Here is a 20,688-nt window from a genome sequence, read left to right on the forward strand (position 1 = left end):
GCACTCTAGCGGGCGCGGAGCTGTCGGTGCATAGACAGCTCCACGGCGTTCAAGCGGCAAGCGGCATCAAGCGCCCTCGTGCCGTTCAGCCAGTCACGGTCGCGCTTAGGGTGATGTCCCCTGGGCTAGTGAGAGTGCTTGGGCACCGCCGCCCCGCGGCAGCCGACGAGAAAGTCGAAGTCGCAGCCCTCATCAGCCTGCATCACATGGTCCAGGTAGAGCTTGGCATACCCCCCAGTGATCAGCTGTGGCGGTGGCTGCAGATCCGCCAGGCGACCGGCCAGTTCCTGCTCGTCGATGTCCAGGTGCAAGCGGCCTTGCTGGCAGTCCAGTTCGATCCAGTCCCCCTCGCGTACCACGGCCAAAGGCCCACCTGCGGCTGCTTCCGGCGCAACGTGCAGCACCACGGTCCCATAGGCCGTGCCACTCATGCGCGCGTCGGAGATGCGCACCATGTCGGTTACACCCTGGGCAAGCAACTTGGCCGGCAGCCCCATGTTGCCCACCTCGGCCATGCCGGGATAACCCTTGGGTCCGCAATACTTCATCACCAGGATCGAGTTGGCGTCCACATCCAGGTCCGGGTCGTTGATGCGGGCCTTGTAGTCTTCGAAGTGCTCGAAGACCACGGCGCGCCCCCGATGCTGCATCAGCGCGGGGGTGGCCGCCGATGGCTTGAGCACTGCGCCCTTGGGCGCCAGGTTGCCCCGCAGGATACAGATACCGCCGTCGGCCACCAGCGGTTTGTCCAGCGGGCGGATGACTTCCTCATCATAAAGTGGCGCGGTGTGGCAGTTGTCCCACAGGCTCTTGCCGTTTGCGGTCAGCGCAGTCGGGTTGGGCAACAAACCATGCTCCCCCAGGCGCCGGATCACGGCCGGCAGACCGCCCGCGTAATAGAACTCCTCCATCAGGAAACGCCCCGAAGGTTGCAGGTCGACCAGCGTCGGCGTACCACGTCCCACCCGCGTCCAGTCCTCCAGTTGCAGGTCGACGCCAATGCGCCCGGCAATGGCCTTGAGGTGAATCACCGCGTTGGTCGAGCCGCCAATGGCGGCGTTCACCCGGATGGCATTTTCGAAGGCTTCGCGGGTGAGGATTTTCGACAGCCGCAAGTCTTCGCGCACCATGTCGACGATGCGCATACCCGACAAGTGCGCCAACACGTAACGGCGTGCGTCCACGGCAGGGATGGCGGCATTGTGCGGCAGCGAGGTGCCCAGCGCCTCAGCCATGCAGGCCATGGTCGAAGCCGTACCCATGGTGTTGCAGGTGCCGGCTGAGCGCGACATGCCCGCCTCGGCGGAGAGGAATTCGTTCAGGTCGATGTGGCCGGCCTTATAGGCCTCATGCATCTGCCACACGATAGTGCCGGCGCCAATATCCTTGCCTTTGTGCTTGCCGTTGAGCATTGGCCCGCCGGTCACCACGATGGCCGGAACGTCGCAGCTGGCAGCGCCCATCAGCAACGCAGGCGTGGTCTTGTCGCAACCGGTCAGCAGTACCACGGCATCGACCGGGTTCCCGCGAATGGCTTCTTCCACATCCATGCTCGCCAGATTGCGCGTGAGCATGGCCGTGGGGCGCAGGTTGGATTCGCCGCTGGAGAACACCGGGAATTCCACCGGGAAGCCGCCTGCTTCCAGCACGCCTTTCTTGACGTGCTCGGCGATCTTGCGGAAATGCGCGTTGCACGGGGTCAGCTCCGACCAGGTGTTGCAGATGCCGATAATCGGTTTGCCCTGGAACTCGTGGTCCGGAATGCCTTGGTTCTTCATCCAGCTGCGGTACATGAACCCGTTCTTGTCGGCGGTACCGAACCATTGGGCGGAGCGCAGCGACGGCTTGCTATCGGACATGATGGACACCTTATTAGTATTACTATTTATCGTTATGGTGCTCAATGTATCGCCAAAAAACCAACATGTGAAGGGTTGTTGTTTCAAATAGTAATACTATATGATCGATTTCCTAGGTCAGCGGTCTGCCAAAAAACCTCGGCCTGGTGTTGTACCCATTACAAGAACAATTGGAGACATCGCCATGATTCAGGAGCAGCGGCTCGTCCGCCTGATCACACTCAAGCTCATCCCTTTTCTAGTTCTGTTGTACCTGGTGGCTTATGTCGATCGCTCGGCGGTCGGCTTTGCCAAGCTGCACATGGGCGCCGACATTGGCCTGGGCGACGCGGCCTATGGCCTGGGCGCCGGGTTGTTCTTCATCGGCTATTTTCTATTCGAAGTGCCGAGCAACCTGCTGCTGGACCGCTTCGGCGCACGCCGCTGGTTCGCGCGCATCTTGCTCACATGGGGCGCCATCACCGTTGGCATGGCATTCGTGACCGGGCCGAACGGCTTCTATGTGATGCGCTTTCTGCTGGGGGCAGCCGAGGCGGGTTTCTTCCCGGGGGTGCTGTACTACATCACCCAGTGGTACCCGGTGCGTCATCGCGGCAAGATCCTGGGCTTGTTCATCCTTTCCCAGCCGTTGGCGATGCTGGTCACAGGGCCGCTTTCCGGCGCATTGCTGGGCCTGGACGGCACCTATGGCCTGCACGGCTGGCAATGGCTGTTCATCTGCATCGGGACCCCTGCGGTGCTGTTGGCCTGGCCCACCCTGCGCCTGTTGCCAGATGGCCCGGCCAAGGTGCGCTGGCTCAGCGACGCGCAACGCACCTGGTTGCAGGAGCAGCTGGCCAATGACCTGCGTGAATACGGCCAGACCCGCCACGGCAACCCGCTGCATGCACTCAAAGACAGCCGCGTGCTGCTGTTGGCGCTGTTCTACCTGCCCATGACCCTGAGCATCTACGGGCTTGGGTTGTGGCTGCCCACCTTGATCCACCAGTTCGGCGGCAGCGACCTGGTCACCGGTTTCGTGTCGGCGGTGCCCTACCTGTTCGGCATCATTGGTTTGCTGGTCGTGCCACGCAGCTCGGACCGCCTCAATGACCGTTACGGTCATCTCGGTTTGCTGTACGCCCTGGCCGCAGTCGGGCTGTTCCTCAGTGCCTGGTTGAGCGTGCCGGCCTTGCAACTGGCGGCGTTGTGCCTGGTGGCGTTCGCCTTGTTCTCGTGCACGGCGATCTTCTGGACCCTGCCAGGGCGGTTTTTCTCCGGGGCCAGCGCCGCGGCCGGCATCGCCCTGATCAACTCGATCGGCAACCTGGGCGGCTACCTGGGCCCATTTGGCATTGGCGCCCTGAAAGAACACACGGGGCACCTGTCGTCCGGGCTGTATTTCCTGGCCCTGGTCACCGTGTTCGGGGTGCTGCTTACCGGAGTTGTCTACGCCCGCCTGGAGCGTCGACAGCGTGATGCATCCACCCAGGTGGCTGGCGCCTCCCGATAATTTTTCGCAACCGACAAGCGAGTACGACCATGCGACTGATCCAATTTGAAACCGCCACCGGCGAGCGCCATGTCGGCGTGGTGGAAGGTGACTACGTCTTGCGCGTGTGTGGCATCGACACCACCCGCGAGCTGGCCCTGCAGGCCATCGCCGCTGGCCTGACCCTGGCCGATCACGTGCAGGTAGTGGGCCTGGGCGAGCGTCACGATTACCAAACGCTGTTGGCCGAGCGCCGGGTGCTACCGCCGCTGGATCACCCCGATCCGGCCCATTGCCTAGTGACCGGCACTGGCCTGACCCACTTGGGTAGCGCCGCCACGCGCGACAAGATGCATCAGCAACAGGCCCAGGACGCCGTGACCGACAGCATGCGCATGTTCCAGTGGGGCATGGAAGGCGGCCGACCGCCAGCAGGGCAGGTGGGTGCACAACCGGAATGGTTCTACAAGGGCGATGGCGCCATCGTCGTGCGCCCGGGGGCCGACCTGCCGCTGCCGACGTTTGCCGAGGATGCAGGCGAAGAGCCGGAGTTGGTCGGCCTGTACCTGATCGGCCCTGATGGCACGCCGTACCGCCTGGGCTACGCGCTGGGCAACGAGTTCTCCGACCATGTGATGGAGCGGCGTAACTACCTTTATCTGGCCCACTCGAAGCTGCGCGCCTGCAGTTTCGGACCGGAGCTGCGGCTCGGTGCACTGCCGGCGCACCTCGAGGGCACCAGCCGCATCCTGCGTGATGGCCAACCGGTATGGAGCCAACCCTTCCTGTCGGGTGAGCAGAACATGTGCCATAGCTTCGAGAACCTGGAGTTCCATCACTTCAAATACGACCAGTTCCTGCGACCTGGCGACATTCATGTGCACTACTTCGGCACTGCGACGCTGTCGTTCGCCGACGGCATCCAGGCGAAGCCTGGCGATACCTTCGAAATCAGCCTGCCAGCCTTCGGCGAGCCGCTGCGCAACGGCATTGCGCCAGCAGCGAAGCAGGTGCAGCCAGGGAGCGTGAAAAGCCTGTAAGCCCACCTTTGGCCGTCAGGGCACGTGCCCCGTGCCCTGGGCAGCGGTCAGGTGCGGCAACTTCAATCTCTTAATTCAGGAGTCCATCATGACTGGAAGCAATTTCATTGGCGGCCAACGCAGCGCCGCTGGCAGTGTGCGCCTGCAAAGCCTCGATGCCTGCACGGGGGAGGCCCTGCCGGTCACCTTCAGCCAGGCAACCCCCGAAGAAGTGGACGCCGCAGCCCAGGCCGCCGAAGCCGCCTTCCCCGCATACAGTGCCCTGGCACCTGAGCGCCGCGCGCAGTTTCTCGACGCTATCGCCGATCAGCTCGATGCATTGGACGATACCTTCATCGCCACCGTCTGCCGAGAAACTGCCCTGCCAGCGGGGCGCATCCAGGGCGAGCGTGCCCGCACCAGCAACCAGATGCGCCAATTCGCCAAGGTGCTGCGGCGCGGCGACTTTCTGGGCGCCCGCATCGATCGCGCGCAACCCCAGCGCCAGCCGCTGCCACGGCCTGACCTGCGTCAGTACCGCACTGGCATGGGCCCGGTGGCGGTGTTCGGCGCCAGCAATTTCCCCTTGGCCTTCTCCACGGCCGGTGGCGACACCGCCGCTGCGCTGGCGGCAGGGTGCCCGGTGGTGATCAAGGCGCACAGCGGGCACATGGCTACGGCCGAGTGGGTGGGTGAAGCCATCGAACGGGCCGCTGTAGCGACCGGCATGCCCGCTGGCGTGTTCAACATGATCTACGGCGCGGGGGTAGGTGAAGCCCTGGTGCGTCATCCGATGATTCAAGCCGTGGGCTTTACGGGCTCGCTCAAGGGTGGACGGGCCCTGTGCGACATGGCGGCCGCTCGCGCGCAGCCGATTCCGGTGTTTGCCGAAATGAGCAGCATCAACCCGGTGCTGGTGCTGCCAGGCGCGCTGCGAGCGCGAGCCCCGCAGATTGCCAGGGAGCTGGCCAATTCGGTGGTGATGGGGTGTGGTCAGTTTTGCACCAACCCGGGGCTGGTCATCGGTATCGCTGGCGAAGCCTTCAGCGACTTCCTGGCGCAGTTAGGCGCGCACCTGGCTGATCAGCCTGGCCAGACCATGCTCAATGCCGGAACCCTGCGCAGCTATTGTGCCGGCGTGCAGCGCCTGCACCAGCACCCAGGGATACGCCACCTGGCCGGGTCCACACAGGGGGGCAACCAAGCCCAGCCCCAGCTGTTCATGGCGCAGGCGAGCCTCTTGTTGCAGGGCGATGAAGTCCTTCAGGAAGAAGTGTTCGGGCCTACCACGGTCGCCATCGAAGTGGCTGACGAAGCAGAACTGCGTCGGGCTCTTGAGGCGTTGCAGGGGCAACTGACGGCCACGCTGATCGCTGAGCCTGAAGACTTCCAGCGCTTCGCCGCGCTGGTACCGGTGTTGCAACGCAAGGCCGGGCGCTTGCTGGTCAATGGCTACCCCACTGGCGTCGAAGTGTGCGAGGCGATGGTGCACGGCGGGCCGTACCCCGCCACATCCGATGCGCGCGGTACATCCGTCGGGACCCTGGCGATCGACCGTTTTCTGCGCCCAGTCTGCTTCCAGGACTACCCCGAGGCGCTACTGCCCGACGCCCTCAAAGACGCCAACCCGCTGGGCCTGCTGCGCCTGATCGACGGCCAGCATAGCCGCGAGGCGCTTGTATGAAGGCTTGACGGTTCTGGCACCGGAGCACGTGCCGCCTGGTGAGGGTCAGGCGGCTGTCAGCGGTGGAAGTCCCAAGTGATCACTGAAGACTGCTGAGTGTCAGGCAGTGAATGAGGCTCTTGACCGATTTGGGGATCTATTGAGCGTCCAGACCTGCCTTGAGGCTTTGACAAAGCGCAGTACCTGGATGGCTAGATCCACAGATCATTAGGCGCCGTGCGCTCACCGCCCTCATGGCCAGTGTTGAGGACGCCACAGGGCTCGATCATCAGCAGCTTGGCCTCGCCCTCGGCCGCTGTTCGATGCTGCACACCCCGCGGTACCACGAACAACTCGCCGGGCGCTACATGGACGCTGCGTTGCGGCAGATCGATGCGCAGCGTGCCTTCGAGTACCAGAAAGGCTTCATCGGTTTCCGGGTGCGCATGCCAGATGAATTCCCCCTCAATACGCACGACCTTGAACTGGTAGTCGTTCATCTGTGCAACAACCCTGGGGCTCCACTGACTGTCGATCATCGACGCCTTCTGGTTCAGGTTCACAGGGTGCGGCTGGATGTGCTGATTGGATTCGAACATGGTGGTTACTCCTGATTGGAGCACGCAGCCTATTGCAGCTCGGTGTCTGCAGGCTTGTACGATCCTGCACGTTGCTGGCCTGGCCGCAGGCGTTCGAGCCAGCGTAGCGGCGGCACCCCATAACTGCGGGTGAAGTGTCGGGTCATGTGGCTTTGATCATGAAAGCCTGCCGCCAGGGCTGCGTCGACCAGGGTGAAGCCATCGAGCAACAGCCGTCGCACATTGTCCAGCCGCCGGAGGGTGACGAAGCGATAGGGGCTGGTGCCGTACAAAGCCCGGAAGTCCCGGGACAGGCTCCATTGCTCACGGCCGCTGGCGCGTTCGAGCATCTCCAGGGTAATGCCCAGGTGGAGGTGCTCCAGAATGAACGCCTTGGCGCGCTCGGCGGACCGGTAATCCAGGCGCTTGCGCCCGCGTGGTTTGCCCGCGACAGCGCGCAACGCCATGGCCAGGTCGTAGACAGCGTCTTGCTCTTCCAGCCTTTCCAGAGGGTGGTCCACGCCCTGAACGAACGTTTCGCTGGCGTGGAAAAGGCGCGGGTCACTGGAGAGCCCACCGGGCACGAACGGTAGCGGCTGGCCGCCCAATGCGGCCTGAATCAGCGCAGGGTCGATGTAGGCCATGCGGTAACGGAAACCTGTCTCGGTGCCGGCCATGCCGTCGTGCAACTCATCGGGGTGCAGCACCAGCGTGTTGCCCGGCATGCCGTGGCGCAACGCGCCTTTGTAATGAAAGCTCTGAACCCCGGCCAAGGTACGGCCGATGGAGTAGGTGTCGTGCCGATGGGGATCATAGCCATGGCTACCGAACCACGCCTCGATCCGCTCGATGGCGCCAGGCTGCGTGCTGCGGATGACCCAGTCGGAAACCGGGGGCATGCTGGGCGAACGTTTCATGGCACAGGCCCCGGCGGTTCACGGAAAGGAAAGACAACGCGCTATCATAGGCTCCATTCCTTCTCACCAGAACCCACCATGAACCGTCAGAAGAAAATCAAGCAACTGCTCAAGGCGCACGCCAAGAAGGCCAGCGCCAAGCTGGCGCCGCGCAGCACCAAACCCAAGTACATCAGCAAGGCCGATCGCGAGAAGCTGGCGCTGCAAACGGCCGCAGACGCCGCAGTGCAACCCGAACCCCAGGCCTGAGCCTCAGGCTTCCGACGGGGTTTGTTCCTGCTTGTAGATCTTGAAGCCGCGCGCTTGGTAATTGCCCAGCGCGGCAGGGTGATCCAGGGTGCAGGTATGCACCCATACACGCTGCGTACCGGGCCACGCCCAGGCGCAACGCACCGCCTGGCTCAACAACGGGCCGCCAAAGCCTGCGCCCAGAAACTGCGGGGCCAAGCCGAAGTAACGGATTTCGGCGTTACGCCCGTCAGGGCGATACAGTTCGTAATACCCGGCGATGGCGCCCCGGTGGTAAGCCACCCAGGTGCGGTGAGCTTCCTGCTCGACCTGCGCCTGCCACTGCGCCTCGCTCCACGCGTCCAGGTCACCCCAGGACCAGGGCGTGCCGACCAACGCGTAGAGAAAGCGGTTGAAGGCCGGTTGTGGCACCTCGCATTCGACGATGTGCAAATCCGGGCGCTGGGGTTTTTCCACCAGTTGCTCTGGCGAGGTCATTTCTAGGTAGTACGTGGTACAGGGGGGTTGCATCGTCATCTCGCATCTTCCGTTGGTCAGCTTGCCAGCATGCCTGTGGCGTAACGCCTTTGCCACCTACGCATAGGGTCACGACGGGCATGGTGCGTTGGCAAACCTTTGACAGTCGTTGGCGCAACCGCTGGCTTGATAGGGAACGCCGCCGAAAGCTTCCGATTGAACGTTTCAGCGCGCAGGTACGTCGGTATTTCTAGTCTTTTGCTATGGAGGTTTCCATGAAATATCGCGCACTCGGCAACACCGGCCTGCTGGTTTCGGAGCTGGTCATTGGCACCGTGCCTTTTGGCGGGCGAGGCTCGTTCGGGAAGACCGGCAGCGTCGATGTGGACCTGGCCAAGCGCATGTTCGCGGCGGCGTTCGACGCCGGGGTCAACCTGGTCGATACCGCCGACCTGTATTCACATGGGCTGGCTGAGGAAATTGTCGGCAAGGCACTGGGCGAGCGTCGCCACTCGATCATCCTGGCCAGCAAGGCGCGTAGCCCGATGAGCGACAACCCCAATGACAGCGGCGCTTCGCGCTACCATCTGATTCGCGCGTGCGAGGCCAGCTTGAAGCGCCTGGGCACCGACCATATCGACCTGTACCAGATCCACAACTGGGACGGCGTCACGCCAGTGGAGGAGACCCTGGCAGCACTGGATCACCTGGTGCAAAGCGGCAAGATTCGCTACTTCGGCACGTCCAACTACACCGCCTGGCAAATGATGAAGACCCTGGGCAGCGCGCAATTGAACGGCTGGCAACAGCCCGTTTCCCAGCAGATCTACTACACGCCCGAATCGCGCGAGGCCGAGTACGAGTTGTTGCCGATGGCGATTGACCAGGGCTTTGCCACGCTGGTCTGGGGGCCGTTGGGTGAAGGGCTGTTGACTGGCAAGGTGCGTCGTGGCCAGCAGACGCCCAAGGGCACTCGTCAGGGTAACGACTGGCCGGAACCCTATGTGCATGATCGTGAGCGCGCCTACGACATCATCGAGACCTTGATCGCGGTCGGCGAACGCCACGTTTGCTCGCCTTCACGCGTCTGCCTGGCCTGGCTCAAGGATCGCCCGGGCATTACCAGCGTGATTACCGCTGGCCGCACCCTCGATCAGCTGCAAGACAATTTGCAGGCGGCAGACCTGGTGTTGACGCAAGAGGACCTGAAGCAGATCGAACAGGCCACCCGCATCGCGCCGCAGTATCCCTACTGGCACCGCATTGCCGCCGGCATGGACCGCATCGATCCGGCTGAAGCGCCGTTCATCGAGCTGTACCGAGAGACCATGAAGTAACACCTGCACCGCTTGATACCAGGTCGTCTTGCCCGCTTGGTAAGGCGATCTTGGTGGTGGTGTGAATTATTTCCTGTCTCGCCGGTCAAGTAATGAGTTCCCAATCTAGACCGAGGTGCTCATGCACGCCTTCACTGTTCGCTACTCGCTCAATGGCAATTCGACAGAACATACATTCGAGTTGGACCAGCCTGACCTGGCCTTGCACGAAGCGGCCTTGCACCTGATCGTGCTGCACTTTGGCGACGGCGAGAACAGCCTGGTGATGCCCGCAGCCGATGCCACGCCCGATGAAATCCTGGCGCAAGCCCAGGTGCTGGGGTTGACGGATATCGTGGTGGTCTAGGTTGCTCGCTGGTGGACGCTAGGTGGCACTGTCTTGCGCCGCCTTCGCAACCTGGCGAATCCCGTGTAGGAGCGGCCTAGTGCCGCGATGGGCTGCGCAGCAGCCCCAGGATTTCAGCTTCGCAACTGAGATTGCCGGGGCCGCTGCGCGGCCCATCGCGGTACAAGACCGCTCCCACCCGGACATCGGCAAGCCTTCAGAGGCGGCACCAGACAGCCGCTTACACTCCTTACCACATCCTTCTCAAGGCTTGCCGTTGCGACGATGAGGCCGTCTTCTACAGCCACCCATACAACCCGCCTGCCCAGCAATGCAACCACCGCTTGGGGTGTGAAGGAACGCGCCACGCGCGCCAGTGTGGCGGCGTCATAGTCTGCTGCGTTGCTGTGGCGCAGGGCAGCCAGGATCACCCGGCTGATGCCTTCTGCGTCCAGGACGGTCGCCGCTCTGATCACACTTGCCATCATCCTTGTCTCCCTCGATTACGACAGACGGGCCTCAACCCGATCGAACGCCTGCGCCGACCCTGTTCTCGAAAGCATGTAAGCCTCATCCATTCTTTCGAGGTACGCGGCAATGAACAGAGACCCCATGGCACAGGACGACGCTGACGAGGATATGCCTGTCTCACCGGACCCGTCAGTAAACCCCGACAACCCGACCATACCCGATCCTGACGATGATCCGCTCATGAACGAAGAGGAGGGTGGTGACTGGGCCGATACCGAGCAGCCGCCCATGGATGAGAATACGCCCCGAGCATAACAGGCGTTGTTCAGTTTTCAGCCATTCCTCGCCGCCTTGGCTAAGGTGCCGGAGGCGACAGCTCTGACCAGACTCATGCTATTTCAGCGCCTCAATCAGGAGAATGCGTATGCCAATCGATAACAATGGTCCTGCAGCACCCTACCCAGGCCCGGCTCAGAACACCCCGGACACCGGTGAGGGTCATGGTTCAGGCCTTGAACAGGCCCCTTCGGAACCCAAGCAAGGCGCCGGCCAGGCAGGCGGCGAGCGCCCCGAGGACTGGAATCCACCCCCCGGAAACCCCGGCTCCGACCAGGACAGCCAGGTGCCACGCGACAACGGTACCGCACGAACCCATGAAGACCCTGGCGCTGGGGATGCAGCGCTCGAGGAAGACATGAAGGACGTGCAAGCCAACAACTCTGTTTCGCAAGAACATCCGCGATACTGACTTGAACCCGAGGCGCTGGGGCTGTCCACAGCGCCTTTGGGCAACGCTAGCGGCCGCGCAGCAAGCCGGCCAGCACTACCGTCAATGCAACCGCCGTCCCCATGGCCAGCACGATGGTCGGCATGACCCCCAGCGCTTTCATCAGCCCCGACAACATCAGGTAGAACGCCAATACACCCACTGCGCCAATGGCATTGCCGCGCACCATGGCCGCCATGCCCGCGCGCCCATTCTGCACATGGGCAAACACCATCAACGGCCAGGCGATGACAGGGATCGGCGCGAGCATGCCGCTCGTCTGGGGTCCAAGCCAGGCGGCCAGGTGCGTGGTGATCATCAGCAACGCCGTTGCCGAGACCATGCGCAAGGGAATTTCCCAGTAACGATGCCGTACACGTGCCAGGGTTTCAGGCTTGGGCTCGCGCCCGCTGGCGATAATCAGCAGTACGATCAGCCCCAGCGCCACGCCTATCGACACGTACAAATGGCCCCAGTGCGTAAGCACATAGGCGACCAAGCCGTAGAAGACGATCGCCAGGCCCGCAGCAGCCCCGATGGCGAGGCTGCGTGTGGCATACAGGTAGAACGCGTAGGTAGCGAGCACGGCTGCCAGCCCCCCGAGTGCACCGGGCACGGCGTTGAGGGCAAAGTCCGTCCCTTGCTCCAGGCTCAGGAAGGTCATCACCAGCCCCGAGGTAATGGGCATGCCCGCCAGCAATCCCCCTAACAGCCCGCCCCAGCGCCTGGAAGCGAGAGAAATGGCCCACATCAGCAAAGGGGTAATGGCAAGTTTCAGGTAGAACAAGGTCATCGCGGCGCGTTCCGGCTCTCAAGACAGTGCCGACTTTACCCTGTTGAATGCCCGGGTGCTCGCCACTGATGCCTACCAGGGGATGTTGCGACCGTCCCAGCCCCAGAAGCTACCCGTAACGCTCGGTCCGAGACGCCCGATCAGTTCCACGATGCACTGCGCGGCAAACGTCGTCTCGAACAGTTTTCCCTCAGGCACATTGCCCTGGAACGGCCTTGATAGTTCTGTGTCCGTGGTACCCGGGTGCAGGGCCAGAACAGTCGCATTCGGGTTCAGGCGCTTGAGTTCGATACTGGCTGTGTGCAGCAACTGATTGAGCGCCGACTTGCTGGCCCGGTAGCTGTACCAACCCCCCAGACGGTTGTCGCTGATCGAACCCACACGCGCGGACAGTGCAGCGAAGGTTGCAGGTTGCTTGCGCAGCAGAGGCAGCAGGTGCTTGAGCAGCAGAATCGGGGCGAAGGCGTTGGTGGTGAAGCTGGCGTGCAAACTGGCAAGGTCCAACTGCGCCAGAGACTTTTCGGCCTTGGCGTTTTCCTGGTGCAGGATCCCCAAGGTACTGATGACAACGTGCAAGTGCGCACATCGCTCGCCGGCTTGCGCTGCCATGGCGGCCAGGCTGGCCTCCTCGCGCGCGTCGCAGTCCACTAGCAATATACGATTCGGATTAGCGTCGGCCAGCGCCCTCAATGCCGGATTCTGCGTGGCATGGCGCGATACAGCGATCAGCTGATCGACGTCTTCGCGCCTCGCCAGCGCGTTGCACAGCGCGAGCCCGATTCCACGGCTGGCCCCGCAGATCAGTACGCAGGCTTTATCGTCCAACCCTGGTATGAGACTCATGACAAGTACACTCTGGCCATCGTTTCGGTCATGGGTAGACCGCCTTAGTCATCCGAATTTCCATCGACATGAGGTTCAGCCGTCGGTATCCGGTTCGCCCCCCCAAACGGCACGTGCACCATCGGCAAATCGCCCGCAGGCGAGTGCAGGTGGCTGCGCTGGTCATCAAAGAAGACGTGGGGCTTGAGAATCGACAAGACGCGCGGTTTCTCCATGCCACCCAGAAAGAAACACTCGTCGGGCGATACGCCCCAATCTTTTAGGGTCGTCACCACCCGCTCATGGGAAGGTGCATTGCGCGCCGTCACGATGGCGATACGCAGGATGCGCTTGTAGTGGGGGTCATCTTCGAGCTTGCGGTCTTCGAGGGTGCGAATCAGCGACAGTTTGCGGTACAGGTCGGCCAGGGGCCCAGGTGTGTGGGGAACGCGCTGGTGTGCCTGCTCGTGGGCCTGGAACTCATCCAGGCTGTTGCCACGCTTGTAGACGCTTTCGGCTTCGTCGTCGGCGATCACGCCATCGAAGTCGAACGCCACGCGCAGCTCGGTATCGATTTCGTCATCGTAGATGCGGGTCGGCAGAACACGGCCTGCGGGGTAATTGGCGTCGATGGCTTTCTGTACGTCCTCTTCGTTAGCGCTTAGAAACAGCGATGCGTTGAACGCTGGTATGTACTCGTATGGAGAGCGGCCGGACATGAACGCGGCGCGGGTGATGTCCAGGCCGTAGTGGTTGATCGAGCGAAATACCCGCAGGCCTGTTTCTGGCGAATTACGCGATAGCAACACCACCTCGACGGGCAGCTGCTCCGGGAATGCCTGGTTGATACGCAAAAAACGACGGATAAACGGAAACGCCACGCCTTTGGGGAAAGGCTCATCCAGATTCTGTTCCTGGTGCCGCCGGTACGCTTCGACGCCGTCCTGGGTGTAGATGTCGTCCGAGACGGTCAGGTCGAACAGCGCACTGGAGGCAACGCCAATCACCAGTTTCTGTTCGATGGGGTAAGGCATGGGAGACTCCCTAGGGCCCCGGCAGAGGCGCAAAGTCAGAGGGGAATATAATCGTTACGCGAAACGACAGGTTTGTGCGGCCCTTCGACCAGGTGCACGTACAACCCGTCTACGCAGTCGATCGCCAGGCAGTCGTCCACGCTCAGCACGGCATCGGTATGCGGCTTGAGCCAGCCGGTTTGCATGTGTTGCTTGCCCAATGCCTTGGCATCGGCCTTGTTGCGGGCGCTGACCAGCACGTAGCGGTGCGCTTCGCCGAACACGCCGCGTTCGTAGCCGCCCAGGTTGATGAAGTACAGGCGCAGCGCACCACGTTTTGCCGGGTGGGGGTGCAACTCCACCCGCATGCCATCCACGCCGTCGACTTCCAGCCAGGCATCGATGTGCAGCCCCTGCTGGCTGCCGAACCATGCGTCGCGCAGCTGCGGGTAGGCCTGTTGCAAGCTGGGGGCCTGGGCGAACACCATGTCGTGGACCTCGATCTTGGCCCCTGCATGGCGTCCCCCCAGCATGACGATATAAAGCATGAGGTTTCCTTGTTGAACCGGTCATCGCAGGGCGTCATTTTGCAGCATCCGCAGGCGGCTTCAAGCGCAGTGCTTGGCGCCTGAGCACAAGACGGCTAGTGTGGGCGAACCTTTGACTGCGAGATAGCAAGATGCGCACTCCTTTTCTGTTCCTGGCGATGCTCTGTGCACCCCTGGTGCAAGCCGCCGAGCACTGGACCTTGAATGACCAGTTCGACCAGGCATTCACGTTGGACGACAAGACCCGCGTGGTCATGGTTGCGCGCAGCATGGCCACTGCACGGTTGGTCAACAATGCGGTCGAGCACACGCCAGAGGGCTATCTTGAAGCGCGGGGCGTGGTCTTTGTCGCAGACATCGAGAAGATGCCCAGCATGGTGGCAGCGGTGATGGTACCTGCCATGCGCTCGGCCAATTACCGGATCTTGCTGGATCGGGACGGGGAGGTGGCCAAGGGCTACGGCGGGGACCGCGAATCGGTGCAATGGCTGGAGGTTCAGGACGGCAAAGTAATGGCCGAGCAGCGGTACAGTGATTTGCCCAGTTTGAGGCAGGCGTTGGTGAAGATGGCTGGGCGAGTGGCAGGGGGGTGATGCGGTGGCATGTTCGCAGCTCAAGTGTGATACCGCCCCCCCAGACCTCGCACGACCATTGTAGAAGCAACTGTCTTTCACCGCATCTAAGGGACTGCGCCCCCCTGTGTGGGAGCGGCCTCGCCGGTCCGGCGCCCCGGCGAGGCCGCTCCCACCGGTATAGAGTAGCCTTCGAGGGATGTGCCTCGATTCATCACAGGGCATAGCTAAATGTTGATGCTCCAATCAGAGAAAGACTGAATTAAACACCAGCCTCTCCCAGACCCCCTCAACCCGCCACCATGGCAAACCCCACACCAAACCGATTCCACGCGTTGATGGTCGCGATAGCCAACGTGAGATTCACCACCTCGGCTGGCTCGAAGTGCTCCAGCAATGCCTCATACTCCCCCTGCGGGGCGCCACAATCGGCCAGCCGGGTCAGGCTCTCAACCCAGGCCAGCGCCGCTCGTTCACGCCCCGTGAAGTAGGTCGTCTCCCGCCACACACACAACGTCTGCAGGCGCGCCTCGCGCTCGCCGGCCTTGCGCGCGTCGTTGGCATGCAGATTGACGCAGTACGCGCAGCCATTGATCTGCGAGGCGCGTAAGCGCACCAGTTCAAGCAGATCGTGCTCAAGGCCCGTGCGGGTCAGCGCCTGCTCCAGGGCTGCCATGGCCTTGTAGGCGTCAGGGGCTTGTTTCGACCAGTCGATGCGGTATTGCATGGCGCTCTCCAGAAACGCTTTAGGGTGGCGTCACGATACCCTCGGGCACCGATACGTCCGATAGCCAATCCGCTCATCTTCGGGGAGGCCAATCCTGCCATTCGCATCCCCACTGACAGGCATCCAATCTCTTCATTTCTGCCACTGCCACCGACTCAGGATAATGACCCGTCCCATCCAAGGAGATCGAGCCATGCCAGAAGTCCGTTTCATGCGCGAGGCCCTCGAACTGGCACGCGCCAACATCGCAGCCGGAGGTCGGCCGTTCGGTGCCGTCCTGGTGTACCAAGGCCAGGTTGTGGCGCGCGGTGTCAATGAGATACACCGCTCACAAGACCCGACCACCCATGCCGAGATGCAAGTCATCCGCCAGGCCAGCCAGGCGCTGGGGCGCGCCCGTCTTGACGGCGCCCAGGTGTATGCCAGCGGCCACCCATGCCCCATGTGCCTGGCGGCCATGCACCTGTGCGGTATCAGCCAGGCCTGGTTCGCCTATGACAACGACGAAGGCCAGCCTTACGGGCTGTCCACCGCTGACTTGTACGCGCAGATGACGCGTGCGCCCCAGCAGCAGTCATTGCCGCTGCGCGCCTTCAAGCCCGACGACGAAAGCGGGCTGTACGCTCAGTGGCAACAGGCCAACGATCAATGACAGTAGTCTGGAGAGCGATGCTGGTCGTGCTGCTGGCCTTGAACCTGCGCCCCATCCTGACCAGCATCGGCCCTTTGCTCGAGCCAATGCGCATCAGTACCGGCCTGGGTTATCAGCAAGCGGCATTGCTGACGGCGCTGCCGGTGTTGTGCATGGGAGCGGTTCCATTACTGCACCCTTGGTCACGCCGATGGCTGAGCGAACACGCCGGCATGCTCGGTGGTTTGGCGGCCATCGCGCTGGCGTGCTTGTGGCGGTTGCAACTTCAAAGTGCCTGGGCACTGGTTGCCAGCGCCGTGCTTGCCGGCGTGGGCGTGGCGGTGGTGCAGGGCATGATGCCAGGGTTGGTCAATCGCTGGTTTCCGGGGCGCCTTGCTGGCGCAATGGGCCTGTACTCGGCTGCCTTGATGAGCGGCGGCGGGCTGGCTGCTGTGCTGGGCCCGCACCTGGCTGAGTATTCCGGGCAATGGCAACTGGGCCTGGGGGCCTGGGCCGCACCGGCGATGCTTGCCATGCTGGCATGGCTCATCCTGCGGCCACGCAACATACAGCCCCTCGTGTTAAAAGCAAACGGCGGGCACTGGTTTGGCCACCGACGGGCCTGGTTGCTGGCCGTGTACTTCGGTTTGATCAATGGCGGCTACACCAGCATGGTCGCCTGGCTGCCAGCGTTTTATCTGGAGCAGGGAGGCAGCGCACAGGGAGGCGCCGACCTGGTGGGGCTGATGACCCTATTCCAGGTACTGGGCGCATTGGGCCTGCCGCTGCTGCTCAGGCGCTGGGTGGATCGGCGCCCAGGCCTTGCGCTGGCGCTGTCGATTCAACTGGTAGGGTTCATGGGGTTACTGATGGCACCCACCGCCGCACCAGGGCTTTGGGTAGCGTTGATCGGGTTCGGGCTGGGCGCCTGTTTCAGCCAAAGCCTGACCCTGACCCTCGAACATCTTCCTACGCCAGCCGAAGCCGGCGGCCTGGCGGGATTCGTCCAGGGTATCGGCTTCATCATCACCGGCTGTGTGCCGTACATCATCGGGTGGCTGCGTGCGCTCGACGGTGATTTTCAAGGCGCGTGGACCGTGCTCACGGCCAGCGTGTTGACGATGCTGCTGGTGACGATAGCCTTCAGCCCGCAGAGCTACGCGAAGGCGCTAGCTCGACCCGTCCCGGTCGATAACATCGATGCCCTCAGCTGATCCGCCGCAGGGTATCGCGCAGTCGGTCGAATGCTGGGTCGATGTCGAGCATTTCAATGGCACCAAAGCCCATCAACAGCCCCGGACGCACTGGCGTTTCATTGAAGAACGGGGCGAGCGAGTAAATGCCCAGGTCGACCTTGCGTGCCTGTTCGACCAGGTGCTCCACGTCGAGCCCCGTTTGCGCCAAGGCACTTAGATGAAACCCCGCCTCGGCGGGAATGGCCCTGAGCCAAGGGGCAAGGTCGTCGTCCAGACGCTGCAACACGCGATCGCGACGCGCGCTGTATACCTCATGGCAACGGCGGATGTGCCGGTTCAGATGCCCCTGTTCCACGAAGCGGGCCAGGGCCCACTGCAGCAGGGTCGGGCTGTGCCAGTCGCTCAATTGCTTGGCCACGCAACTGGCCTTGAGCACGGCTTCTGGCAAAACGGCATAACCCAGGCGCAACTCCGGGAGCAGGGTCTTGGAGAACGTGCCGACGTAAGCCACAAGGCCCTGGGTGTCCAGGCGTTGCAGCGCATCGGCCCTAGGCCCCAGATAGCGGAATTCGCAGTCGTAGTCGTCCTCGATGATCAGCGCACCCAACGCGGCTGCCCGGGCCAGCAGCGCTCGCCGGCGTGTCTCGCCCATCGGCATGCCCAATGGGAACTGGTGCGAAGGCGTGACATAGATCAGCCGCGTGCCCTCGGCAATCTGGTCAACGCACAAACCTTCTTCATCCACCGGCACCCCCTGCAGCTGGGCGCCCAAGGCCAGGAACAACTGCCGTGCCGGCGGATACCCCGGGTCCTCCATGGCGACCTTGCAGCCAGGCTCCACCAGCACCCTGGCGATCAGGTCCAGGGCCTGCTGGGCGCCGTTGCACACAAGTATATCGTCAGCCGTGCAGTGCACGCCCCGGGCGTAGGCGATGTGGTGGGCGATGACCTCGCGCAGTTCCGCAAGGCCCTGGGCTGGGAAATGCCGCTGTGGATGATGCTGGCTTCGCCGCACGGCGTAGTTCAGGCAGCTGCGCCACAGGTCGAACGGGAATAGCGCCTTGCTCGCCACACCGCCGATGAAGTCATAACGCACCCCCAATTGCGCTTGACGTTGGCCCAGTACGGTGGCGCGGGATTGCCAGCGCCTGAGCGACGCATCGCCGGCAAGGGTCAAGGCGCTTGGCGGCGCGCTGCGCTTGGGTGCAAGCGTATTGATGAACGTACCCCGGCCGACTACCGCGCTCAGCAAGTTGTCCTGGGTGAGGCGTGCATAGGCGTCCGCGACGGTCTTGCGCGACACTCCCAATTGCTCGGCCAGCAAGCGGCTGGGCGGCAACTGGCTGCCAGCCGCCAGGTGACCGCATTCGATGCCCGCGCGCAACTGCGCGTAGAGCTGGGCAGCCAAGCCTTTGCGGCCCTCCAGGCGAATATGCAGTTCCATGGAGCATTCCAAAGCAAGAGAGCGCTCAGGATAGCGGATTGCGTACGGCGGGGTGCCTGCTCACGCCGCAGCAAGACTGCTTAGGCCCTGGCCATGCTCACCGTGATGTAGCCTTTGCCCGAGAGAATGATGCGGATGCGGGTTTCGTCGGCAGGGGCGCTACGGCAGCGCTTGATCTGAACCCCTTCCACGACGGCGGCCTTCATGTGATGGGTGATGGCCCGGCCCCGAGCATCGAAAAACGCTTCGCTGGCGAGCAGTTCGATTCGCTCGATCAGTTGCCTGGATGGCTCGTCGGTGACGCAGAAGAACATGACGCCAGACAGATGAGGGTCCTGGTCTGGGTTGGCCAGGTCATGGGTGAGCAGTTCGCGCAGGTGGCTGCGCAGTTCGGCAAGAAGGTGCGGGTTGGCGAGCATGCGCAGCGTCCTGTGTGGGGGCGACTGCGTCGATCATGTTTTCTGCTCTGCCATGCGACAAGTAGGACGGTTCCTAGGTTGGCCGGTGAAAAATCCCAATCAAGTAAATGGGCGACGATGAAGCTTACCAAGGACGAGATGCACAAGGCGGCAGGGGACGCCTATCCCTCGTTCGCCCCGGCGCGCTCTTCTGCGTGCCTGAGCGCCTCTTCGACGATCTCCACCCAGTGCCGAACCGCGGTGCGCCCGGCGCCATTCAAATGCACCTGGCAGCCGATGTTGGCGGTGGCTATCTCGTCCGGTTGCCCGCGTTCCAGGGCGTCCAGCCGGTTGTCGCGCAGCTGCCTGGACAACCCTGGCTGGGTCAGCGAATAGGTGCCTGCCGAGCCACAGCACAGGTGGGCATCGGTGACCGGAGTCAGGGTAAACCCCAGCCGGATCAATAGCGCTTCCACAGCGCCACCCAGTTTCAAGGCATGTTGCAGAGTGCACGGACAGTGAAACGCCAGGCGCCGTCCGGCGGGCACCGCCAGCTGCTCGACGGGCGCATCCCCCAGGACTTCCACCAAGTCACGGCACAGGCTGCTGACCCGCGCCGCCTTGGCTGCATAGGCCGGGTCAGCAGCCAACAGGTGAGCATACTCGCGCACGAACGCGGCGCAGCCGCTTGCTGGGATCACGATAGCCTCGACGCCCGCCTCAACGGCTGGCCACCAGGCATCGATGCGCCGCCGTGCGCGCTGCAAACCTTGCGCTTGGGCGTTGAGGTGGTAGTCCACTGCTCCACAGCAACCCTCGGCCGGTGCAGGGGTCACGCTGATACCGAGGCGATCGAGCAGGCGCGCCGCCGCGGCGTTGGTCGCCGGTGACAATGCCGGTTGCACACACCCCTCGAGCATCAGGACACGCCGCGGATGGCGCACCGCCGGGCGCATCAGGTCAGCCGCCTTTTGCAAATGCACCTTTTGCTGGGCCTGCGCCGGTAGCCAGGGGCGCAGGGCTTGGCCAGTTCGCAGCAGGGCCTTGAAAACGGCGGGGCGCACCATCGCAAAGCGCAGGCCGTGACGTAACAGGCGCTGGCCCAGTGGTCGTGGCACCTGCTGCTCCACGACGGCCCGGCCAATGTCCAGCAGGTCGTGGTAACGCACACCCGACGGGCAAGTGGTTTCGCAGCTGCGGCACGACAGGCATCGGTCCAGATGAGATTGAGTACTGGTAGTGGCGGGCTGGCCTTCGAGCACCTGCTTGATCAGGTAGATGCGCCCGCGCGGGCCATCGAGCTCATCGCCAAGCAGCTGGTAGGTGGGGCAGGTCGCTGTGCAGAAGCCGCAGTGTACGCACGCGCGCAGGATGCGTTCTGCCTCCTCGGCGCGCTCGAGTGTGCGTGCGCTGTCACTCAGGTTGGTCTGCAT

Annotated in this window: 23 protein-coding genes and 1 pseudogene; 11 read left to right on the forward strand and 13 right to left on the reverse strand. The window is 63.0% G+C overall.

Translation table 11 applies throughout. From position 1 onward, the window contains the following. Nucleotides 1-125: 125 nt before the first annotated feature. Nucleotides 126-1,859 carry an IlvD/Edd family dehydratase gene (locus ACF8GB_RS21345; RefSeq protein WP_078478470.1) on the reverse strand — a complete coding sequence of 578 codons (1,734 nt, stop codon included), beginning with the start codon at nucleotides 1,857-1,859 and terminating at the stop codon, nucleotides 126-128. Between the two features lie 184 nt (nucleotides 1,860-2,043). Between ACF8GB_RS21345 and ACF8GB_RS21350 the strand changes: the two genes are divergently transcribed. The 3 genes from ACF8GB_RS21350 (at nucleotide 2,044) to ACF8GB_RS21360 (ending at nucleotide 6,033) form a co-directional block, all read left to right on the forward strand. Next, a complete protein-coding gene (locus ACF8GB_RS21350; RefSeq protein ID WP_058603328.1) occupies nucleotides 2,044-3,351 on the forward strand; it encodes an MFS transporter in 1,308 nt (435 codons plus the stop codon). A 29-nt stretch (nucleotides 3,352-3,380) separates the two neighbouring features. Continuing rightward, entirely contained in the window at nucleotides 3,381-4,370 is a 990-nt protein-coding gene (gene araD1 / locus ACF8GB_RS21355) for an AraD1 family protein (protein WP_145254887.1), read from the forward strand. Nucleotides 4,371-4,458: 88 nt separating this feature from the next. Further along, nucleotides 4,459-6,033, forward strand: coding sequence for an aldehyde dehydrogenase (NADP(+)) (locus ACF8GB_RS21360; protein ID WP_196125588.1), 1,575 nt, complete (start codon nucleotides 4,459-4,461; stop codon nucleotides 6,031-6,033). A gap of 191 nt (nucleotides 6,034-6,224) precedes the next feature. Here the strand turns inward: ACF8GB_RS21360 and ACF8GB_RS21365 are convergent, their stop codons facing one another. Both ACF8GB_RS21365 and ACF8GB_RS21370 read right to left on the reverse strand, forming a co-directional pair. Next, entirely contained in the window at nucleotides 6,225-6,611 is a 387-nt protein-coding gene (locus ACF8GB_RS21365; protein WP_100851613.1) for a cupin domain-containing protein, read from the reverse strand. Nucleotides 6,612-6,640: 29 nt separating this feature from the next. Then, the gene (locus tag ACF8GB_RS21370) at nucleotides 6,641-7,507 is read right to left on the reverse strand and encodes an AraC family transcriptional regulator (protein ID WP_078478474.1); all 867 of its coding nucleotides are present in this window, start codon (nucleotides 7,505-7,507) and stop codon (nucleotides 6,641-6,643) included. Nucleotides 7,508-7,585: 78 nt separating this feature from the next. Between ACF8GB_RS21370 and ACF8GB_RS21375 the strand changes: the two genes are divergently transcribed. Beyond that, nucleotides 7,586-7,756 carry a DUF2986 domain-containing protein gene (locus ACF8GB_RS21375; protein WP_078478475.1) on the forward strand — a complete coding sequence of 57 codons (171 nt, stop codon included), beginning with the start codon at nucleotides 7,586-7,588 and terminating at the stop codon, nucleotides 7,754-7,756. 3 nt (nucleotides 7,757-7,759) lie between these two features. Here ACF8GB_RS21375 and ACF8GB_RS21380 read toward each other — a convergent pair whose 3' ends face one another. Further along, the gene (locus tag ACF8GB_RS21380; RefSeq protein WP_392527620.1) at nucleotides 7,760-8,266 is read right to left on the reverse strand and encodes a GNAT family N-acetyltransferase; all 507 of its coding nucleotides are present in this window, start codon (nucleotides 8,264-8,266) and stop codon (nucleotides 7,760-7,762) included. A 221-nt stretch (nucleotides 8,267-8,487) separates the two neighbouring features. Between ACF8GB_RS21380 and ACF8GB_RS21385 the strand changes: the two genes are divergently transcribed. After that, entirely contained in the window at nucleotides 8,488-9,549 is a 1,062-nt protein-coding gene (locus ACF8GB_RS21385) for an aldo/keto reductase (RefSeq protein ID WP_392474946.1), read from the forward strand. 121 nt (nucleotides 9,550-9,670) lie between these two features. Further along, a complete protein-coding gene (locus ACF8GB_RS21390; RefSeq protein ID WP_058639924.1) occupies nucleotides 9,671-9,895 on the forward strand; it encodes a hypothetical protein in 225 nt (74 codons plus the stop codon). 221 nt (nucleotides 9,896-10,116) lie between these two features. On the opposite strand, the pseudogene ACF8GB_RS21395 reads toward ACF8GB_RS21390, so the two are convergent. After that, nucleotides 10,117-10,359, reverse strand: a pseudogene (locus ACF8GB_RS21395) (GNAT family acetyltransferase); the annotation flags it as partial. A 112-nt stretch (nucleotides 10,360-10,471) separates the two neighbouring features. Here ACF8GB_RS21395 and ACF8GB_RS21400 point away from each other — a divergent pair. Next, nucleotides 10,472-10,660, forward strand: coding sequence for a hypothetical protein (locus ACF8GB_RS21400; protein WP_197843733.1), 189 nt, complete (start codon nucleotides 10,472-10,474; stop codon nucleotides 10,658-10,660). 109 nt (nucleotides 10,661-10,769) lie between these two features. Then, complete coding sequence (locus ACF8GB_RS21405; protein WP_196125581.1) at nucleotides 10,770-11,093, forward strand: hypothetical protein; 324 nt, start codon at nucleotides 10,770-10,772, stop codon at nucleotides 11,091-11,093. A gap of 46 nt (nucleotides 11,094-11,139) precedes the next feature. Here the strand turns inward: ACF8GB_RS21405 and ACF8GB_RS21410 are convergent, their stop codons facing one another. The 4 genes from ACF8GB_RS21410 to ACF8GB_RS21425 all read right to left on the reverse strand — a co-directional run bounded on the left by ACF8GB_RS21410 (nucleotide 11,140) and on the right by ACF8GB_RS21425 (nucleotide 14,287). Then, nucleotides 11,140-11,904, reverse strand: coding sequence for a hypothetical protein (locus ACF8GB_RS21410; RefSeq protein WP_058639908.1), 765 nt, complete (start codon nucleotides 11,902-11,904; stop codon nucleotides 11,140-11,142). A 72-nt stretch (nucleotides 11,905-11,976) separates the two neighbouring features. Then, complete coding sequence (locus ACF8GB_RS21415; protein WP_196121453.1) at nucleotides 11,977-12,747, reverse strand: SDR family NAD(P)-dependent oxidoreductase; 771 nt, start codon at nucleotides 12,745-12,747, stop codon at nucleotides 11,977-11,979. 44 nt (nucleotides 12,748-12,791) lie between these two features. After that, nucleotides 12,792-13,760: a 5'-nucleotidase gene (locus tag ACF8GB_RS21420; protein WP_392527614.1), complete on the reverse strand. Its 969-nt coding sequence runs from the start codon at nucleotides 13,758-13,760 to the stop codon at nucleotides 12,792-12,794. Nucleotides 13,761-13,795: 35 nt separating this feature from the next. Beyond that, entirely contained in the window at nucleotides 13,796-14,287 is a 492-nt protein-coding gene (locus ACF8GB_RS21425) for a DUF1543 domain-containing protein (protein WP_058603316.1), read from the reverse strand. A gap of 131 nt (nucleotides 14,288-14,418) precedes the next feature. On the opposite strand from ACF8GB_RS21425, the gene ACF8GB_RS21430 reads away from it, so the two are divergent. Further along, entirely contained in the window at nucleotides 14,419-14,880 is a 462-nt protein-coding gene (locus ACF8GB_RS21430; protein WP_058603315.1) for a hypothetical protein, read from the forward strand. Between the two features lie 268 nt (nucleotides 14,881-15,148). On the opposite strand, the gene ACF8GB_RS21435 is transcribed toward ACF8GB_RS21430, so the two are convergent. Next, nucleotides 15,149-15,586 (reverse strand): carboxymuconolactone decarboxylase family protein, encoded by a 438-nt coding sequence (locus ACF8GB_RS21435; protein ID WP_392527615.1) that lies wholly within the window; start codon nucleotides 15,584-15,586, stop codon nucleotides 15,149-15,151. Between the two features lie 193 nt (nucleotides 15,587-15,779). On the opposite strand from ACF8GB_RS21435, the gene ACF8GB_RS21440 reads away from it, so the two are divergent. Both ACF8GB_RS21440 and ACF8GB_RS21445 read left to right on the forward strand, forming a co-directional pair. Next, the gene (locus ACF8GB_RS21440; RefSeq protein ID WP_058603313.1) at nucleotides 15,780-16,238 is read left to right on the forward strand and encodes a nucleoside deaminase; all 459 of its coding nucleotides are present in this window, start codon (nucleotides 15,780-15,782) and stop codon (nucleotides 16,236-16,238) included. Further along, a complete protein-coding gene (locus ACF8GB_RS21445) occupies nucleotides 16,235-17,431 on the forward strand; it encodes a CynX/NimT family MFS transporter (RefSeq protein WP_392527616.1) in 1,197 nt (398 codons plus the stop codon). The genes ACF8GB_RS21440 and ACF8GB_RS21445 overlap by 4 nt, the downstream gene beginning before the upstream one ends. Here the strand turns inward: ACF8GB_RS21445 and ACF8GB_RS21450 are convergent. The 3 genes from ACF8GB_RS21450 to glcF all read right to left on the reverse strand — a co-directional run bounded on the left by ACF8GB_RS21450 (nucleotide 17,424) and on the right by glcF (nucleotide 20,688). Further along, nucleotides 17,424-18,857, reverse strand: coding sequence for a PLP-dependent aminotransferase family protein (locus ACF8GB_RS21450; RefSeq protein WP_392527617.1), 1,434 nt, complete (start codon nucleotides 18,855-18,857; stop codon nucleotides 17,424-17,426). The two genes, ACF8GB_RS21445 and ACF8GB_RS21450, sit on opposite strands and share 8 nt — an antisense overlap. An 80-nt stretch (nucleotides 18,858-18,937) precedes the next feature. Further along, complete coding sequence (locus ACF8GB_RS21455) at nucleotides 18,938-19,276, reverse strand: hypothetical protein (protein WP_058603310.1); 339 nt, start codon at nucleotides 19,274-19,276, stop codon at nucleotides 18,938-18,940. Between the two features lie 161 nt (nucleotides 19,277-19,437). Continuing rightward, nucleotides 19,438-20,688 (reverse strand): glycolate oxidase subunit GlcF, encoded by a 1,251-nt coding sequence (gene glcF / locus ACF8GB_RS21460; protein WP_145254924.1) that lies wholly within the window; start codon nucleotides 20,686-20,688, stop codon nucleotides 19,438-19,440.

The organism is Pseudomonas sp. xss_4 (assembly GCF_043104125.1).
Classification (GTDB): domain Bacteria; phylum Pseudomonadota; class Gammaproteobacteria; order Pseudomonadales; family Pseudomonadaceae; genus Aquipseudomonas; species Aquipseudomonas parafulva_B.